This is a genomic window from Pseudoalteromonas caenipelagi (assembly GCF_013140855.1).
Lineage (GTDB): Bacteria > Pseudomonadota > Gammaproteobacteria > Enterobacterales > Alteromonadaceae > Pseudoalteromonas > Pseudoalteromonas caenipelagi.
In genome coordinates this window covers 430,173-446,015 of sequence record NZ_JABBPG010000004.1, presented here as the reverse complement: position 1 = coordinate 446,015, position 15,843 = coordinate 430,173, and the positions used below count along the sequence as shown (strand labels likewise).

The 15,843-nt window shown below is 41.6% G+C and carries 15 protein-coding genes; 8 read left to right on the top strand and 7 right to left on the bottom strand.

Annotated elements, in window-relative coordinates:
- Window positions 1-70 precede the first annotated feature (70 nt).
- Window positions 71-310 (top strand): sulfurtransferase TusA, encoded by a 240-nt coding sequence (gene tusA, locus HG263_RS12625; RefSeq protein ID WP_171626433.1) that lies wholly within the window; start codon window positions 71-73, stop codon window positions 308-310.
- Window positions 311-329: 19 nt separating this feature from the next.
- Here the strand turns inward: tusA and HG263_RS12620 are convergent, their stop codons facing one another.
- The 7 genes from HG263_RS12620 to dnaA all read right to left on the bottom strand — a co-directional run bounded on the left by HG263_RS12620 (window position 330) and on the right by dnaA (window position 10,100).
- On the bottom strand, window positions 330-770 hold the full coding sequence (locus tag HG263_RS12620; protein WP_171626432.1) for an early set domain-containing protein: 441 nt from the start codon (window positions 768-770) through the stop codon (window positions 330-332).
- 135 nt (window positions 771-905) lie between these two features.
- Window positions 906-2,975 (bottom strand): glycine--tRNA ligase subunit beta, encoded by a 2,070-nt coding sequence (gene glyS / locus HG263_RS12615; protein WP_171626431.1) that lies wholly within the window; start codon window positions 2,973-2,975, stop codon window positions 906-908.
- 2 nt (window positions 2,976-2,977) lie between these two features.
- The gene (gene glyQ / locus HG263_RS12610) at window positions 2,978-3,877 is read right to left on the bottom strand and encodes a glycine--tRNA ligase subunit alpha (RefSeq protein ID WP_171626430.1); all 900 of its coding nucleotides are present in this window, start codon (window positions 3,875-3,877) and stop codon (window positions 2,978-2,980) included.
- 178 nt (window positions 3,878-4,055) lie between these two features.
- Entirely contained in the window at window positions 4,056-6,479 is a 2,424-nt protein-coding gene (gyrB, locus tag HG263_RS12605) for a DNA topoisomerase (ATP-hydrolyzing) subunit B (protein WP_171626429.1), read from the bottom strand.
- A 12-nt stretch (window positions 6,480-6,491) separates the two neighbouring features.
- Window positions 6,492-7,580, bottom strand: a complete 1,089-nt coding sequence (gene recF / locus HG263_RS12600) for a DNA replication/repair protein RecF (RefSeq protein WP_171626428.1) — start codon at window positions 7,578-7,580, stop codon at window positions 6,492-6,494.
- Between the two features lies 1 nt (window position 7,581).
- Window positions 7,582-8,685, bottom strand: a complete 1,104-nt coding sequence (gene dnaN / locus HG263_RS12595) for a DNA polymerase III subunit beta (protein WP_171626427.1) — start codon at window positions 8,683-8,685, stop codon at window positions 7,582-7,584.
- Between the two features lie 14 nt (window positions 8,686-8,699).
- Window positions 8,700-10,100, bottom strand: coding sequence for a chromosomal replication initiator protein DnaA (gene dnaA, locus HG263_RS12590; protein ID WP_171626426.1), 1,401 nt, complete (start codon window positions 10,098-10,100; stop codon window positions 8,700-8,702).
- A 557-nt stretch (window positions 10,101-10,657) separates the two neighbouring features.
- Here dnaA and rpmH point away from each other — a divergent pair.
- From rpmH to HG263_RS12555, 7 genes are all read left to right on the top strand, one after another.
- Window positions 10,658-10,792 carry a 50S ribosomal protein L34 gene (gene rpmH, locus HG263_RS12585; RefSeq protein WP_008488847.1) on the top strand — a complete coding sequence of 45 codons (135 nt, stop codon included), beginning with the start codon at window positions 10,658-10,660 and terminating at the stop codon, window positions 10,790-10,792.
- A 5-nt stretch (window positions 10,793-10,797) separates the two neighbouring features.
- The gene (rnpA, locus tag HG263_RS12580) at window positions 10,798-11,259 is read left to right on the top strand and encodes a ribonuclease P protein component (protein WP_171626425.1); all 462 of its coding nucleotides are present in this window, start codon (window positions 10,798-10,800) and stop codon (window positions 11,257-11,259) included.
- A gap of 88 nt (window positions 11,260-11,347) precedes the next feature.
- A complete protein-coding gene (gene yidD / locus HG263_RS12575; protein WP_171626465.1) occupies window positions 11,348-11,611 on the top strand; it encodes a membrane protein insertion efficiency factor YidD in 264 nt (87 codons plus the stop codon).
- 8 nt (window positions 11,612-11,619) lie between these two features.
- On the top strand, window positions 11,620-13,254 hold the full coding sequence (yidC, locus tag HG263_RS12570) for a membrane protein insertase YidC (RefSeq protein WP_171626424.1): 1,635 nt from the start codon (window positions 11,620-11,622) through the stop codon (window positions 13,252-13,254).
- Window positions 13,255-13,756: 502 nt separating this feature from the next.
- Window positions 13,757-14,446 (top strand): cytochrome c biogenesis protein CcdA, encoded by a 690-nt coding sequence (locus tag HG263_RS12565; RefSeq protein ID WP_171626423.1) that lies wholly within the window; start codon window positions 13,757-13,759, stop codon window positions 14,444-14,446.
- A 9-nt stretch (window positions 14,447-14,455) separates the two neighbouring features.
- Window positions 14,456-14,917 (top strand): TlpA family protein disulfide reductase, encoded by a 462-nt coding sequence (locus HG263_RS12560; protein ID WP_171626422.1) that lies wholly within the window; start codon window positions 14,456-14,458, stop codon window positions 14,915-14,917.
- A 10-nt stretch (window positions 14,918-14,927) separates the two neighbouring features.
- Window positions 14,928-15,776 (top strand): thioredoxin domain-containing protein, encoded by an 849-nt coding sequence (locus HG263_RS12555; protein ID WP_171626421.1) that lies wholly within the window; start codon window positions 14,928-14,930, stop codon window positions 15,774-15,776.
- Window positions 15,777-15,843: the final 67 nt, after the last annotated feature.

Sequence of the window (15,843 nt, the reverse complement as noted above, 5' to 3'; positions counted from 1 at the left end):
TTATTTGTTTTACTGCTATGGGTAAAATAGTCGGCTAATTTTAGCATTCTAGACGTAAAAGAGGATTATCATGCCATTTTCTAAAGCAGATCATACGCTTGATGCCATGGGGCTACGCTGCCCAGAGCCTGTGATGATGATCAGAGGCATGGTACGCAAAATGAATAATGGAGAAACGCTGTTAATCATCGCTGATGATCCCTCAACGACTCGAGATATTCCCAGCTTTTGTGAATTTATGGACCACACTTTATTAGCCAAAGAAGTTGAGCAGGCCCCTTTTCGCTATGTGCTAAAAAAAGGCCGTTAACTCGATAGTATGTTCAGTGCTATTGTCTATTGATAGTCACTTTTGGTGCTCGGCTATCACTATAGTCAAAGGCAATCACGTACCAACCCTTTTTGCTTGGCACAAAGCTAAAATAGTTATAAATGCTGTTACAGTCAGCGAGTTGTGGTTGACCAAGCTTTAGTATGCCCTGTACTTTGTAACCGCAATTATATCCTTTGCTCCATTGTTCATCTGCTATCTTAAATTCATATACCTTTCCAGGTGTCATAAATTTCGCTTTGACAGTATAAACCCCTGCACCTTGTGGTTTAAGGATGTAATGAGGCTCTGCATCCCATAAAGTAAAGTCACCACGTAAGTACATTGTACGCTCAAGTGTCTGTGATATTGACGTACCGCTGGTGCCATTTGATAAACTGACTTGACTCGAACAGGCAGACAACAGCAATGCCAACACAGCCAAAGTAAGCTTTTTCATATTACCACTCCAATATTGTTGACCAAGGTTAAGCAAAATTAAGTGAATACTTGCTTACTCTTAGCTCTTTAATTTTATTTGCTCTTACGAAAAAAAAGCCAGCACTTTTGTGCTGGCTTTTTTCTAAAGTGCGTATTAGTTTTGTAACACAGAAATATCAGCAGTGTTTAAGAACAAACGACTTAATTGGCTTAATAGCGCCAAGCGATTTAGCTTAACCGCTTCGTCATCAGCCATAACCATAACATTATCAAAGAAGCTATCCACCGCATCGCGTAAGCTTGCTAATCGGGTTAATGCTTGTTGATAGTCGCCTTGCTCATAGATAGGCGCCAATTCAGCTGTAAGTGCAGAAACTTGCTCAGCCAATACCTTCTCTGCATCTTCACTTAATAGCGCACTGTTCACTTGTGCATCAGAAGTAACATTGTTCTTAGCAAGAATATTATTCACTCGTTTATTTGCAGCCGCTAGCGCTTCAGCTTGCGGTAACGAACGGAAGTGGCTCACTGCTTTAACACGACGGTCAAAATCAACTGGGGAAGTTGGACGGCGCACCAACACTGCCTGAATAACATCAACACTAATACCTTCGTCTTGATACCAAGCGCGGAAACGGCCAAGCATAAACTCGAGTACGTCTTCAGCAACACTGTTGTTACTGAGTTTATCGCCAAACAGCGCGCGAGACTTGGCAACAATATCGTTGATATCAAGCGCAAGCTCTTTTTCAACCATAATACGTAATGCACCAATCGCAGCACGACGTAAAGCAAATGGGTCTTTATCCCCTTTCGGTGCTTGGCCGATACCGAAAATACCCACTAAGGTATCAAACTTATCTGCAAGTGCTACAGCATAGCTGATCGGGTTTGAAGGCAAATCGTCACCAGCAAAACGTGGCATATATTGCTCGTTTTGTGCAAGTGCGACTTCTTCCGCTTCACCATCTACACGAGCATAATGCATCCCCATCACACCTTGCACATCGGTGAATTCCATGACCATTTCAGTCATTAAGTCAGTTTTACTTAGCAAACCAGCACGCTCAGCAAGCGCCTTATCTGCACCTACTTGATCGGCAATGAAACCTGCAAGCGCGGAAATACGCTCAGACTTGTCCTTTAATGTTCCTAATTGCTTTTGGAACAGCACGGTATCTAAAGACGCTAAACGACTTTCAAGGGTTTTCTTCTTATCGGTTTCGAAGAAGAATTGCGCATCGGCTAAACGCGGACGTACTACCTTTTCATTACCCGAAATAACCACACTTGGGTCTTTACTTTCGATGTTAGAAACAAACAAGAACTTGTTGATCAACTTACCTTGCTCGTCTAACAGCGGGAAATACTTCTGATCGTCTTTCATGGTATAGATAAGCGCTTCAGCAGGCACGTCTAAAAAAGACTCTTCAAATGATGCAGTTAACGTTACTGGCCACTCAACTAGAGAGGTCACTTCTTCAAGCAAGTCTTCGTCCATTGCAACTTTAGCATTTACTTTAGCCGCAGCGTCTTCAATTTGAGTTCTGATCAGCTGCTTACGTGCCTCATAATCGGCAATAACATAAGCACCTTTTAGTACCTCAAAAACGTCATCTGCATGGCTAAGTGTAACGCGCTCTGGGTGATGAAAACGGTGGCCCTGTAGTTCATTGCTGATTGGCTTATCAAGCACTTCACCAGAGATCTGTGTGCCACCTAATAATGCGGCAACGGTATGCACAGGACGGATAAATTGCGTCTTATTTGCACCCCAACGCATCGGCTTAGGAATAGGCAACTTAGCCAGAGCCTTGTTAATGACATCCGCAAGTAATTCACTTGCTTGCTGGCCTTTTACCGTAGCTCGGTGTATTAACCACGCACCTTTGTCAGTCTCTAACGTTTGCGCTTCAGATACGTCAATACCACAACCGCGCGCCCAACCTTGCGCTGCTTTAGTGGCGTTACCCTCAGCATCAAATGCGGCTTTAGTTGCAGGACCACGTTTTTCAACAACTTTGTCTTGTTGTTGTGTTTCAAGTGCAGTTACTCGTAGGCCTAGACGACGAGGCGATGCATACCATTCGATGGCTTGATAACCTAACTCAAGCGCAGCAAGTTCACTTGCCATATTATCGCGAAATGCCTCAGCAAGCTTACGTAAGGCTTTTGGTGGTAACTCTTCAGTACCAATTTCTACTAATAGATTTTCAGTCAACATGCTTAATCCTTACAAAGCGGGAAACCAAGTGCTTCACGAGCATCATAGTATGCCTGTGCACATGCCTTAGACAATGCGCGTACACGCAAGATATAACGCTGGCGTTCTGTTACAGAGATGGCATGTCGCGCATCTAGTAAGTTAAAGGCATGAGATGCTTTCATTACCTGTTCGTATGCTGGTAATGGTAAACCAGCTTCAATAAGCTTCTGGCTCTCTTTTTCACATTGATCGAATTGTGCAAACAGTGCATCCACATCAGCATGTTCAAAGTTATAAGTAGACTGCTCTACTTCGTTTTGGTGGAATACATCGCCATAGGTCACTTTACCCATAGGACCATCAGTCCAAACAAGGTCATAGATACTATCAACACCTTGTATATACATGGCAAGACGTTCTAAACCATAAGTAATTTCACCTGTTACAGGTGAGCACTCTAAGCCGCCGACTTGTTGGAAGTAGGTAAACTGTGTTACTTCCATACCATTTAGCCACACTTCCCAACCTAAACCCCAGGCACCTAATGTAGGTGACTCCCAGTTATCTTCTACAAAGCGTACTTCATGAGTGAGAGTATCAATACCCATCGCCGCTAACGAGCCTAAATAAAGCTCCTGAATGTTATCTGGAGACGGCTTAAGTACCACTTGGAATTGATAGTAGTGTTGTAAACGGTTTGGGTTTTCACCATAGCGGCCATCTGTAGGGCGACGACACGGTTGCACGTACGCACTCGACATTGGCTCTGGGCCAATAGATTTCAGGAAAGTCAGAGGGTGAAATGTACCCGCGCCTACTTCCATATCTAACGGTTGTGCAATCACACAGCCCTGCTGTGCCCAATAATCCTGTAAAGCCAGGATCAACCCTTGGAAGGTTTTTACGTCATATTTTTGCATAGTTGGCTTAATTATAATTAGGATCTTCTTGCCCTTGAAACTAGCGCTACGCAAGTACGCGCCAGCAAGGAATAATGATTGAAAATTATGCTCAGTATACCGCGAGCAGTGTCACGTTTTAAGCGTTAAAATACAAAAAAGCAGCCATTTGGCTGCTTTTTTTCAACGTATGTGGGTGTTATACGTCTAAGTTAACTACGCGCAATGCGTTTGTTTCAATAAACTCTCGACGAGGCTCAACTTGGTCACCCATTAACGTTGCAAATAGCTGATCTGCAGCTATAGCATCTTCAATGGTTACGCGTAGCATACGACGAGCACTTGGGTCCATTGTAGTTTCCCAAAGCTGACTTGGGTTCATCTCGCCAAGTCCTTTATAACGTTGTGTATACAAGCCACGTTTCGACTCACCAATCAACCACTCTAAAGCATCTACAAAGTTATCTACTGGGTAGGTTTTTTCACCACGCTGAATATAGCCATCTTTACCAAGTATCTTGCTGATGTTGTTACCAGTGTGAGCAATGCGTACATAATCTTTAGAAGTGATGAAGTTATAATCAAGCGTGTATGACTTATCAACACCATGCTGGCGAATTTTCACCACTGGGTAATACATATTTCGCTCATCATCAAAACTCACATCCGAGCTAAAGATAGTCGCATCTTCATCGCAGTCGACTAGATCAGCTACCAATGACTCTGTCCAAGCTTTTACTTTTACTTGATCTGATAAATCAGATTCTGTTAATTCTGATTGATAAATCAAACGATTAGTAACCGATGCTGGGTATTTACGATTGAGTCTGTCGATGATCTTAACCGTATTTTGGTAATCATTTACGATTTCAGCAAGTGCGTCACCTTCAATCGCAGCAGCCCCCTCACTTGGGTATAACGCCGCACCGTTTAAAGCTAATGAGGTCAAGTAAATAGTCAACGCAGCATCATCTTTTATATACTGCTCTTGCTTACCTTTTTTCACTTTGTAAAGTGGTGGCTGAGCAATATAGACATAACCACGCTCAATGATTTCTGGCATTTGACGATAAAAGAACGTCAAAAGAAGCGTACGAATGTGAGAACCATCAACGTCAGCATCGGTCATGATAATGATACTGTGATAACGAAGTTTTTCTGGGTCATACTCATCGCGACCGATGCCACAGCCTAGTGCGGTGATCAGTGTTGCCACTTCTTGAGAAGAAAGCATCTTATCAAAACGTGCTTTTTCAACGTTCAAGATCTTACCTTTCAACGGCAAAATAGCTTGGTTTTTACGATTACGACCTTGCTTAGCAGAACCACCCGCAGAGTCACCCTCCACTATGTATAGTTCAGAAAGCGCAGGATCTCTTTCTTGGCAGTCAGCAAGCTTGCCTGGTAAGCCAGCCAAATCCATAGCACCTTTACGGCGCGTCATTTCTCTTGCTTTTCTCGCTGCCTCACGCGCTCGTGCTGCATCGATAATTTTTCCGACAACGGTTTTTGCATCAGCTGGGTGCTCAAGTAAGAACTCAGTGAGCTTTTCAGCCATTGCTTGTTCTACAGCAGACTTAACTTCGCTTGATACTAGTTTATCTTTCGTCTGAGACGAGAACTTTGGATCTGGCACTTTAACGCTAACAACAGCCGTTAAGCCTTCACGGGCATCATCACCTGTCGCATTGCTTGTGGTCTTCGCTTTTTTGTTAAACCCTTCTTTTTCCATATAGGTATTTAACGTACGTGTTAACGCAGCACGGAAACCAGCTAAGTGTGTTCCACCATCTCGTTGAGGAATGTTGTTGGTAAAACAATAGATATTTTCTTGGAAGCCATCGTTCCACTGCATAGATACTTCTACACTGATACCATCTTCACGCTCGGTGGTAAAATGGAATACACTTTGATGAACTGGCGTTTTCTTACGGTTCAAGTATTCAACGAATGCCCTAATACCACCTTCGTACTTAAAGTGGTCTTGTTTATTCTCTTCTCGTTCATCATTTAAAATGATACTCACGCCTGAATTCAAAAATGAAAGTTCGCGTAAACGCTTAGCAAGAATATCGTAATGGAAGTTAATATCTGTGAATGTTTCACCACTTGGCCAGAAACGAAGCTCAGTACCCGTTGTATCCGATTCGCCAATTACTGCTAGTGGCGCATCTGGTACACCCATCGAATACTTTTGCTGATGCACTTTGCCTTCGCGGCGAATTGTTAATTGTAGTTTTTCAGAAAGCGCATTTACAACCGATACACCTACACCGTGTAGACCACCAGATACTTTATATGAATTGTCATCAAACTTACCACCCGCGTGTAATACGGTCATGATAACTTCAGCAGCAGACACACCTTCTTCTTCATGAATTGAAGTAGGAATGCCTCGACCATTATCGCGAACTGATACAGAACCATCGGTGTGAATAGTGACAAAAATATCGTCACAGTAGCCCGCCAAAGCTTCATCGATCGAGTTATCTACAACCTCGAACACCATATGATGTAGACCAGTCCCATCATCAGTATCCCCTATATACATTCCTGGACGCTTTCTTACTGCATCCAATCCTTTCAGTACTTTAATACTGGACGAATCGTAATTTTCAGACATGGTTTCTTCCAATTATTTTGTTATTAAGCTGCCATGTTTCACGTGGAACATACTACATGCTCTTTGCATCGGTTCCACAACAGCAGAAATACTTTCAGCGGTGATGGCTGTAATGAACAATTGAGATTGACATTGTGCCAATAAAGCAGAAACACTCTGCATCGTTTCTTCACCTAGTTCTGAAGGTAAGTCATCAATAAGCAGTATTGACTGCTTATCCGTCTCCGACTCAATCAAACTATTTTGCGATACTTTCAATGCATACAAAAGCAGTTTGAGTTGACCTCGAGACAGAATATTTTCCACTCCGTGACCCTGACTATAAAAACTAAAGTCAGCCTTATGAGGCCCTCTACTTGTATAGCCAAGCTTAACATCACGTTCAAATTGTTGTTTTAGTTGTGTCGCAAGACAATCTTTCCATCCTGCATCATAACGTAATTCTAACCCAGAAAATATGGGTATCTGACCAACTATTTTATCAAAAAATAGCGCCTCAAACCTACTTATATACGCTTTTCTATGATTATTTATTTGCTCAGCAAGCCTTACAAATTCTTTGTCCCAATATTGGATCTGTTCCGCGTAGTTTGAAGGCCTTGATTTAAGAAGCGCATTACGCTGCTTGAGTACTTTATTAAAATCACGCCAAGCTGTAAAAAAAGAATGTTCCACGTGGAACACGCCTAAGTCTAAAAACTTTCTACGCTCCTTTGGCCCGCCAAAAAATAATTCATAGCTTTCTGGAGTTATCACCTGAACAGGAATAAGCTGTGCGAGTTCAGACATTCTTCTACTAGACTGCCCCTGAATTTTCAGCTTAGTTTCGCCCGCTTGGTCTTTACTTATACCCACTGGTATAGACAAGTTATGTATTTGTTTTTTTGCGTGAACTACGCAACGAGCTTGTTCGTGACGGATAAGAATTTTATGCTTATTTGTTCGAAAAGATTTTCCATGGGAAAGAAAATAAATGGCCTCTAGTAATGAAGTTTTACCGCTGCCGTTAGCCCCATAAATAATATTGATGTCAGGACTTGGCTCAAAAGCCAGTGCCTCGATGTTACGAAAATCACCGAGGCTTAGATGCGTTAAACTCATATTACAAACGCATTGGCATCACAACATAAGTTGCTTCTTCATCCCCAACACCTTCGATCAAAGCACTGCTGTTAGAATCAAGCAAGGTAAATTGGACATCTTCTGTCTTCAATGTATTAAGTACATCTAAAACATAAGAAACGTTAAACCCAATTTCCAAATCGTCACCTTGATACCCAACTTCAACCACTTCTTCCGCTTGTTCTTGTTCTGGGTTGTTTGCGCTGATCTTCAATATACCATTAGATAAGTTCAAACGAACACCGCGAAACTTTTCATTCGACAAGATTGATACACGTTGGAATGCACTACGCAGCCATTCGCGATTAGCATGTACAAGTTTGTCACCACCGCGAGGTAAAACACGACGATAGTCTGGAAAACGGCCATCTACGAGTTTACTTGTAAATGTAAACTCAGCGTCCATTAAACGAACATGATTTGCACCAAACTGAATTGTGATGCTCTCCTCATCAGCTGGTAACAAGCGCATAATCTCTTGCACCCCTTTTCTGGGAATAATTAATTGGCGCTGCGTATTTACTGAACTCGCTAATGTTTTTTGCGCGATAGCTAAACGGTGTCCATCGGTCGCAACCGTTTTAATTTCATTATTATCTACTTCAAAAGACATGCCGTTTAGATAATAACGAACATCTTGGTTGGCCATAGAGAAGTGCGTACTTTCTAGTAATTTACGCAATTCCAAGCGAGAGCATTGAAACTCAACTTCGCCATCCCATTGTTCTAGGTTTGGAAAGTCTTCCGCAGCAAGCGTGGTCAATGAAAAACGGCTCTTACCGCTTGTGATTAATAACTGATGTTCCTGACTCTCAAACTTCAGCTCACTACCATCGGGCAAACTTTTACAGATATCAAGTAACTTCTTAGCTGGTAAAGTTATTTTTGCATCAGCGCTTGGCTGTTCCAAGTTTACAGTAGCAACTAACTCAATTTCTAAGTCAGTTCCCGTCATTGCCAAGGTACCGTCTTTTATCTCTAATAACACGTTCGATAAAATAGGTAATGTATGCTTGCGCTCAATCGCGCCAGACACTTGCATGAGCGGCTTTAAAAATTGCTCTCTTGAAATGATAATTTGCATAACTTAAACAGCCCTTAAGATGACAATGTTCTGATCAGGTTTTGATAATCTTCTTTAACTTCGTGAGATTCATCACGAAGTGACTTCACTTTGCGACATGCATGTAAAACCGTAGTATGGTCTCTACCACCAAATGCATCGCCTATTTCAGGCAAGCTGTGATTGGTTAATTCTTTAGATAACGCCATTGCTACTTGACGAGGTCGAGCTACAGAGCGGCTACGACGTTTAGATAATAGATCTGATACGCGAATACGATAATATTCTGCAACTGTGCGTTGGATATTATCAATGGTAACTAACTTATCTTGCAATGCTAACAAGTCGCGCAATGCTTCTTTTACAAAATCAATAGAAATGGGACGACCGGTAAAGTTTGCATTTGCAATCACGCGGTTCAGTGCACCTTCAAGCTCACGTACGTTTGAACGTAGCTTTTTAGCAATAAAAAACGCCACTTCATGCGGCAAGTTAATATTACTTTGCTGCGCTTTTTTCATTAAAATTGCAACACGAGTCTCAAGCTCAGGAGGCTCAATTGCAATTGTTAACCCCCAACCAAAGCGCGATTTAAGCCTGTCTTCTACGCCTTCAATTTCTTTTGGATAACGGTCAGAAGTTAAGATAATTTGTTGGTTACCTTCTAACAGCGCATTGAAGGTATGAAAGAACTCTTCTTGAGAGCGTTCTTTATTAGCAAAAAATTGAATATCATCAATCATTAATGCATCTACACTACGGTAATAACGCTTAAACTCTTCTATAGCATTATTCTGCAGTGCTTTAACCATATCCTGAACAAAACGCTCAGAATGCATATAAACAATTTTTGCATCAGGCTTTTTATCTAAAATGCCGTTACCAACAGCATGTAATAGGTGAGTCTTACCTAAACCCGTGCCACCATAAATGAAAACCGGATTAAATGCAGAACCAGGATTATCCGCTACTTGCGTTGCAGCTGCTTTTGCTAATTGGTTAGATTTACCTTCAACAAAGTTATCAAAGGTATAGTTTTCTTTAATATTCGACTTATAGGCAGATTTAGGTGCGGGCTCAACTTTTTCACTACTTGCTGGCGCTTTTGGCACGGCAGCAGAGTGATGACCATTTTGTGTGTGCGTAGTCACTTGCGCTGGCTTATCTTGTGTCCCAGCTTGCCCAAGAATAGGCTTGCTACCAACATCAAAGCGCAACTCAGGGGCTTCATCACCACAGATTTCGATCAGTAATTCGTTAATACGATTAAGGTACTTCTCACGAACCCAGTCCAATACGAAGCGATTAGGCGCGTAAATCGTTAAGGTATCTTCGGTACTCTCTGCCTGTAGTGGTCTTACCCACATACTAAATTGCTGAGATGGTAATTCATCTTGCAATACATATAAACAACTTTGCCAAACCGACAGATACACGCTGAACTCCAAAAGCAGTTAATATTCCCGGACACCAAAAGGTGTAAATATATACAGGAATTATCGTTTATTATCATTAAATTATTTGTGGAAGCCGAGTATTATGAAGCGATCTTATCCACAACTTCAATATTGACTTTTTTAAAAATGAGGATCTTGTTGATAAAAAAATACAACCCTTTGTTTTTATATAAATTTTATTTTAGATCCAAGAATTAGATCATAGCAAAAAACCACCAAGATCTCATTATTAATTTACGATCTATTTTAGTTTTCCATAGCTTTCTGTCAGATTTTGCGCAATACCTGTGGAAAACTTCAATTAGATCAGATCGATCACGATCTACTAGGTCGATCGGAAGATCTTGCTATATAATAGTGCCAACCCTAACTGACAGGCTTAATATCGCTTTGGACGTAAAAAACCACCAGCGATGTAAGATTATGATTGACTTTAGGGCCTGTCGGCATTACTATCTCGCGCTCGCAATGGCACCTGTGCCAGGATCGCGACCTGCATAGGATGTTTTAAACTTAACCGATCGGATGGAATTGTTATGAAAAGAACTTTTCAACCTAGCGTATTAAAGCGCAAACGTACTCACGGTTTCCGTGCTCGCATGGCAACTGCAAATGGCCGTAAAGTACTAGCACGTCGCCGTGCTAAAGGCCGTAAAGTACTTTCTGCTTAATATAAGTGGAAAGCTTTAGCTTTGGCAGGGAGTTACGTCTGTTAACTCCCTCGCATTACTCTCGTATATTTCAAGAACCTGCTCGCGCAGCTACCCCCTTCTTTACTTTACTTGCAAAACCAAATGATGTTGGACGTCCGCGTCTAGGTCTAACCGTAGCTAAAAAGCGTTGTAAGTTAGCCTGCCAACGTAACCGAATAAAACGACTTGCTCGCGAAAGTTTCCGTTTGAACCAAAATAAGCTCGACAATATAGATATTGTTTTGATGGTTAAAAGTGGGATTGCAGAACAAAGTAATGAAGAGTTAACTAAACAACTCGACAAACTATGGCGCAAAATCAACGAGCGCTGCAAGCCTGGAGCTGCAAAACCTAAGCCGTTTAAAAAGCGTCCAGCGAAAAATGCAAAACCAAATAAATCGCCAGCAAATAACCAGCAAAAGCGCGATAATCCCTCTGATTCATAGCTTTAAATGGCTATTTAAGGTATCTTTAGCTCACCTTTTGAACATAGTAAATGTGACAATGACAAATAAAGTGTTTCAGCGTAGGTGTATGCAGATAATTGCGTTACCAAAAGCTGCCTTAATTTTTATCATTAGGGGTTATCAACGCTTTATTAGCCCAATGTTGGGTCCACACTGTCGATTTAACCCAACCTGCTCTAGCTACGCAATTGAGGCAATTAATTGTCATGGATTGCTAAAAGGGAGTTGGTTAGCAGTTAAACGCATATTAAAATGTCACCCTTTAAGCGCAGGCGGGGATGATCCCGTGCCTGATAAATCAACCCAAGTTAAACACCAACACGAGAAATAAGAGCTGTTATGGAATCACAACGCACGTTTTTATTTATTGGTTTATTGCTTGTATCGTTTTTATTGTTTCAAGAATGGAACAATACGTATAACAAGCCAATTGCCGATACCAGTGCCACCACGCAAGTGACCACCCCTACATCCAATCCTGTATCACAAGACGTTCCGGCTTCTAGCCAAGACGATGTGCCTGTTGCAGCAACTAAGGCCATTCGTTCAACCGTATCAGTGACAACCGATGTATTTGAAGTAAAAATTGATACTAAGGGCGGTGATATTGTTGAGGCAAAACTTCTTCAGCATGCCGAAACCCATGGTAGCGAAGAACCTTACTTATTACTGGGCGAATTTGAAAACAAACAATACATCTCACAAAGTGGTTTGATTGGCTTAAATGGTCCTGATGCTTCTCGTGATGGTCGTCCTGTTTACCAAAGTGAGCAAACGGCATACACATTAAACGGTGAAGAACTGCGCGTTCCACTTACATTTGTTGATAGTAAAGGTGTTACTTTTACTAAAACATTTGTATTTAAGGCTGGAAAATACGATGTCGCTCTAGAGTACAACGTAAACAACAGCTCAGCCGATCCAATTCAAGTACAGCTATATACCCAGGTTAAACGTACTATCCAAAGCAAAGGTAGTATGGTAGACCAAACTTATTTAGGTGCAGCATACGGCACATCTGAAGAGCCATACGAGAAGTATAGCTTTGACGATATGAGCGAAGCGAATCTGAATAAAAATACTCAGGGTGGTTATATTGCATTTATTCAACACTATTTTGTAAGTGCTTGGGTACCTGATCAAACCATCAACAGTACTATTTATTCATTACTGCGCAATGGCCAAGGTATTGTCGGGATTAAAAATGAGCCAGTTAATATCGCAGCCAATAGCAACGCAACACTATCGGCAACTTATTATATGGGTCCAAAAGATAGCGATGCACTTGAAGAAATTCAATCAGACTTGGATCTAACTGTCGATTACGGTTGGTTATTCTTTATTTCACAACCTCTGTTTGTATTACTTAAACTCATTTACGGCGTAGTGGGCAACTGGGGTGTGGCAATCATTGCAATCACCATTATTGTAAAATCAGCCCTATACCCGCTTACCAAAGCGCAATACACCTCAATGGCTAAGATGCGTATGCTACAGCCAAAAATGCAAGCTTTAAAAGAGCGCTATGGTGATGACCGCCAAAAGTTCGGTCAAGCAACAATGGAGCTATACCGCAAAGAGAAAGTGAACCCTATGGGTGGCTGCTTACCGCTATTACTGCAAATGCCAATTTTCTTGGCATTGTTCTACGTATTCTTAGAATCAACAGAACTTCGCCACGCTGAGTTTATGCTTTGGTTAACTGACTTATCATCAAAAGACCCATACTATGTACTGCCAATCTTGTTTGGTGCAAGTATGTTCCTAACGCAAAAACTGCAGCCGATGACGGTAACAGATCCAATGCAACAGAAGATGATGACGTATATGCCGTTGGTATTTACTTTCTTCTTCATTATTTTCCCATTCCCATCGGGTCTTGTGCTGTACTGGTTAGTATCTAACTTGATCACCATTGCACAGATGCTGGTTATCTACCGTGGTATGGAGAAAAAGGGTCTAAAAGTTAGATAAGCCCTATATAGATTTAATCATCATAAAACGCTCACAATCATGTGAGCGTTTTTATTTGCCACAATCAGCGTCCCTACTCTGCGTTATGCCAGTCACGATAGATAAATGGCTTCATAACTAACCTCAGCTTCAGATAAACAAATTTGCCCAAAACTGAGATTAACTAGGCAACAATGTCGGTATGTAGTTATTCGCCGTTAATAAGTCAGTTAGCTCGCTAGAATGAGCAATGTATTACTACTATATCTCCTACTGAGCCTACAACGTGTTAATGCGCGGCTCGATCACCATAACCACATCTGTGCTTTGACAATCACCCATCGTCGAATAACGGGTAAATGAGGGTTCTTCCTAAACCAAATTCATATCAACTGAATACCACTAATATTTTGATTTAACTGGTTTTATTTATTTTATATATATTTCAGTCGTTATTGATACCAATCTGGGACAATTCAATTAACTTTGAGGCGACCTTTACAACAACTCGGCGAAAAAGAGTATGTCAGAATCATTCTTTATTGATTTACTACAGCAAGACACTCCTAGCTTATATTGGCTTGGGGTTGCGTTATTGATGGGGGTTTTAACGAGTCTCTCACCTTGTATCTACCCGATTATCCCTATCACCGTTGCAACTTTGGGACAACAACGCAGCGGCTCTCCAATTGCGCTAAGAGCTTTACTGTACTGTTTGGGGGTAGCTTTGGTATATACTGCCTTAGGTGCAACAGCCGCCATGACAGGACAGTTTTTTGGTACTGTTGCAAGTAACCCTTATGTGCAAATCGCGTTTGCCAACATCTTGCTACTCTTTGCTTTTGTTTTAAAAGGCTGGATACCTCTTCCGGCATTTATTACACAGCATAACTTTCAGACCAACTCAAAGTCTGCATTTTTGATGGGCGTCGCCAGCGGCTTTGTTGCTGCGCCTTGTAGCTCTCCAGTACTCGCAGCCATCTTGCTGTTTGTAGCCCAAAAGCAAAGCCTTTCATGGGGCATCTCCATTCTCTTTACGTTCTCCGTTGGTATGTGCTTATTGCTTTTTTTAGCCGGCATTTCTAGCGGCTTCATTACTAAATTGCCCAAATCAGGGAAGTGGCTGAGTACCATCCAATGGGCCTTATTTCTGCTGTTTTTAATCATGAGTGAATATTACTTACTGCGCGCCGGACAACTTTTATATCTATAAGGAAAGATAATGAACTATCGAAACTCACTAAGTGCAGTGGCACTGGCTATCGCGAGCTTTTCCAATCATGCTGCAGAGCCCGTCACACCACCGTTTAAGGCAACCTCTATCGCAGGAGATATCCTGCCCGTTGGTAACTCGCCTATTTATCTCAAGTTTTGGGCAACTTGGTGTAGCTACTGCTTAGAAGAAATGCCCCATTTACAGGACACCTACGAACACACCAAAGATACCTTGGAGGTTATCTCCGTTAATATCGGCTTTAACCAGAATTTAGGACTGGTTAAGCGCTATATGGCAAAACATGATTATACAGTACCGACTATTTTCGATGAGCGAGGAGAGCTCGTAAAAAAATACAATGTCACGGGTACTCCAACGCACATTTTGCTTGATTCACAAGGCAAAGAAGTATTTCGCAGTGCGCTGTTAACCGATGAATTAAAGCAGCGCCTTAGCGCTTTAAAATAAGGAGTATCTAATGAAAATAACGCATATTTTAGCAGCTTTATTTGCTCTGTTAGCCTTTAGTAATTCAAGCTTTGCACAGAATATTCCAAAGCAAGGCGGCGCTTTCAGTATGGTTAAAAAAGACCAAGCGACCAGCACTTTAAAACATGGCAAAGTAGAACTGATTTTTATTAATCTTTGGGATGAATACTACACCCCCACAACACTGCCTCCTAAGCAAGCAGATGTAACGCGAGTTTTCCTACAGCCAGATATCAATGTTGATAACAACGTACTCAACGGCTTTGTTGAAACCTACCCACAGTTTTCAGGATTACAAATAGACAAAAACCAGCAGCTGGCACTATCACTTGGGGTATGGCAGACCCCCTCTCAGGTGATACTAGACGATGGTAAAGTGAAAGAAATCAACTTTCTTGGTAAACAACCATCATCAGACACAGTGATAAGCCACGATAATATTTTACTCGAAAACAAGTCAGACACAGATCTCACGCTCAAAGACACAAATGGCAAACCGCACCACTTTGGCCATCACGGCAACTCACAAGTGCTGTTTTTTAGCGACGCATTATGTCCTTTTCAACATCTGCCTAAATGCGAGCAAAAAATTAAAGCAAACAATCGACTCGTCGACCTCAGTGAGATACCGGTTAAAACAGTTATTAAACCTTTTTATATCACATCACAGGATGTCGCATCTTATCAGCAGCGCTTTAAGCTCAATCACCCGGTGATCTTAGATGCGCATAACCAACTGTTTCAAAAGTATGAGATAACCAGTCTACCGTATTGGATTGTATTAAATAGCGACGACAAGATTATATACCGCGGCGAAAAGCCACCAAAACGACTTTAGTTCCCCCTTAATTTCATCCCCAAACAAATCGACTGCTGCGGCAGTCGATTTTTTATCTCTCATTGTT

Excerpts from the sequence above, each read along its gene's own strand:
- tusA (WP_171626433.1), top strand. The coding sequence starts at position 71 with ATGCCATTTTCTAAAGCAGATCATACGCTTGATGCCATGGGGCTACGC.
- recF (WP_171626428.1), bottom strand. The coding sequence starts at position 7,580 with ATGAGTTTAACGCATCTAAGCCTCGGTGATTTTCGTAACATCGAGGCA.
- dnaN (WP_171626427.1), bottom strand. The coding sequence starts at position 8,685 with ATGCAAATTATCATTTCAAGAGAGCAATTTTTAAAGCCGCTCATGCAA.
- gyrB (WP_171626429.1), bottom strand. The coding sequence starts at position 6,479 with ATGTCTGAAAATTACGATTCGTCCAGTATTAAAGTACTGAAAGGATTG.
- HG263_RS12555 (WP_171626421.1), top strand. The coding sequence starts at position 14,928 with ATGAAAATAACGCATATTTTAGCAGCTTTATTTGCTCTGTTAGCCTTT.
- yidD (WP_171626465.1), top strand. The coding sequence starts at position 11,348 with ATGCAGATAATTGCGTTACCAAAAGCTGCCTTAATTTTTATCATTAGG.
- glyS (WP_171626431.1), bottom strand. The coding sequence starts at position 2,975 with ATGTTGACTGAAAATCTATTAGTAGAAATTGGTACTGAAGAGTTACCA.
- yidC (WP_171626424.1), top strand. The coding sequence starts at position 11,620 with ATGGAATCACAACGCACGTTTTTATTTATTGGTTTATTGCTTGTATCG.
- HG263_RS12565 (WP_171626423.1), top strand. The coding sequence starts at position 13,757 with ATGTCAGAATCATTCTTTATTGATTTACTACAGCAAGACACTCCTAGC.
- glyQ (WP_171626430.1), bottom strand. The coding sequence starts at position 3,877 with ATGCAAAAATATGACGTAAAAACCTTCCAAGGGTTGATCCTGGCTTTA.
- rpmH (WP_008488847.1), top strand. The coding sequence starts at position 10,658 with ATGAAAAGAACTTTTCAACCTAGCGTATTAAAGCGCAAACGTACTCAC.
- HG263_RS12560 (WP_171626422.1), top strand. The coding sequence starts at position 14,456 with ATGAACTATCGAAACTCACTAAGTGCAGTGGCACTGGCTATCGCGAGC.
- HG263_RS12620 (WP_171626432.1), bottom strand. The coding sequence starts at position 770 with ATGAAAAAGCTTACTTTGGCTGTGTTGGCATTGCTGTTGTCTGCCTGT.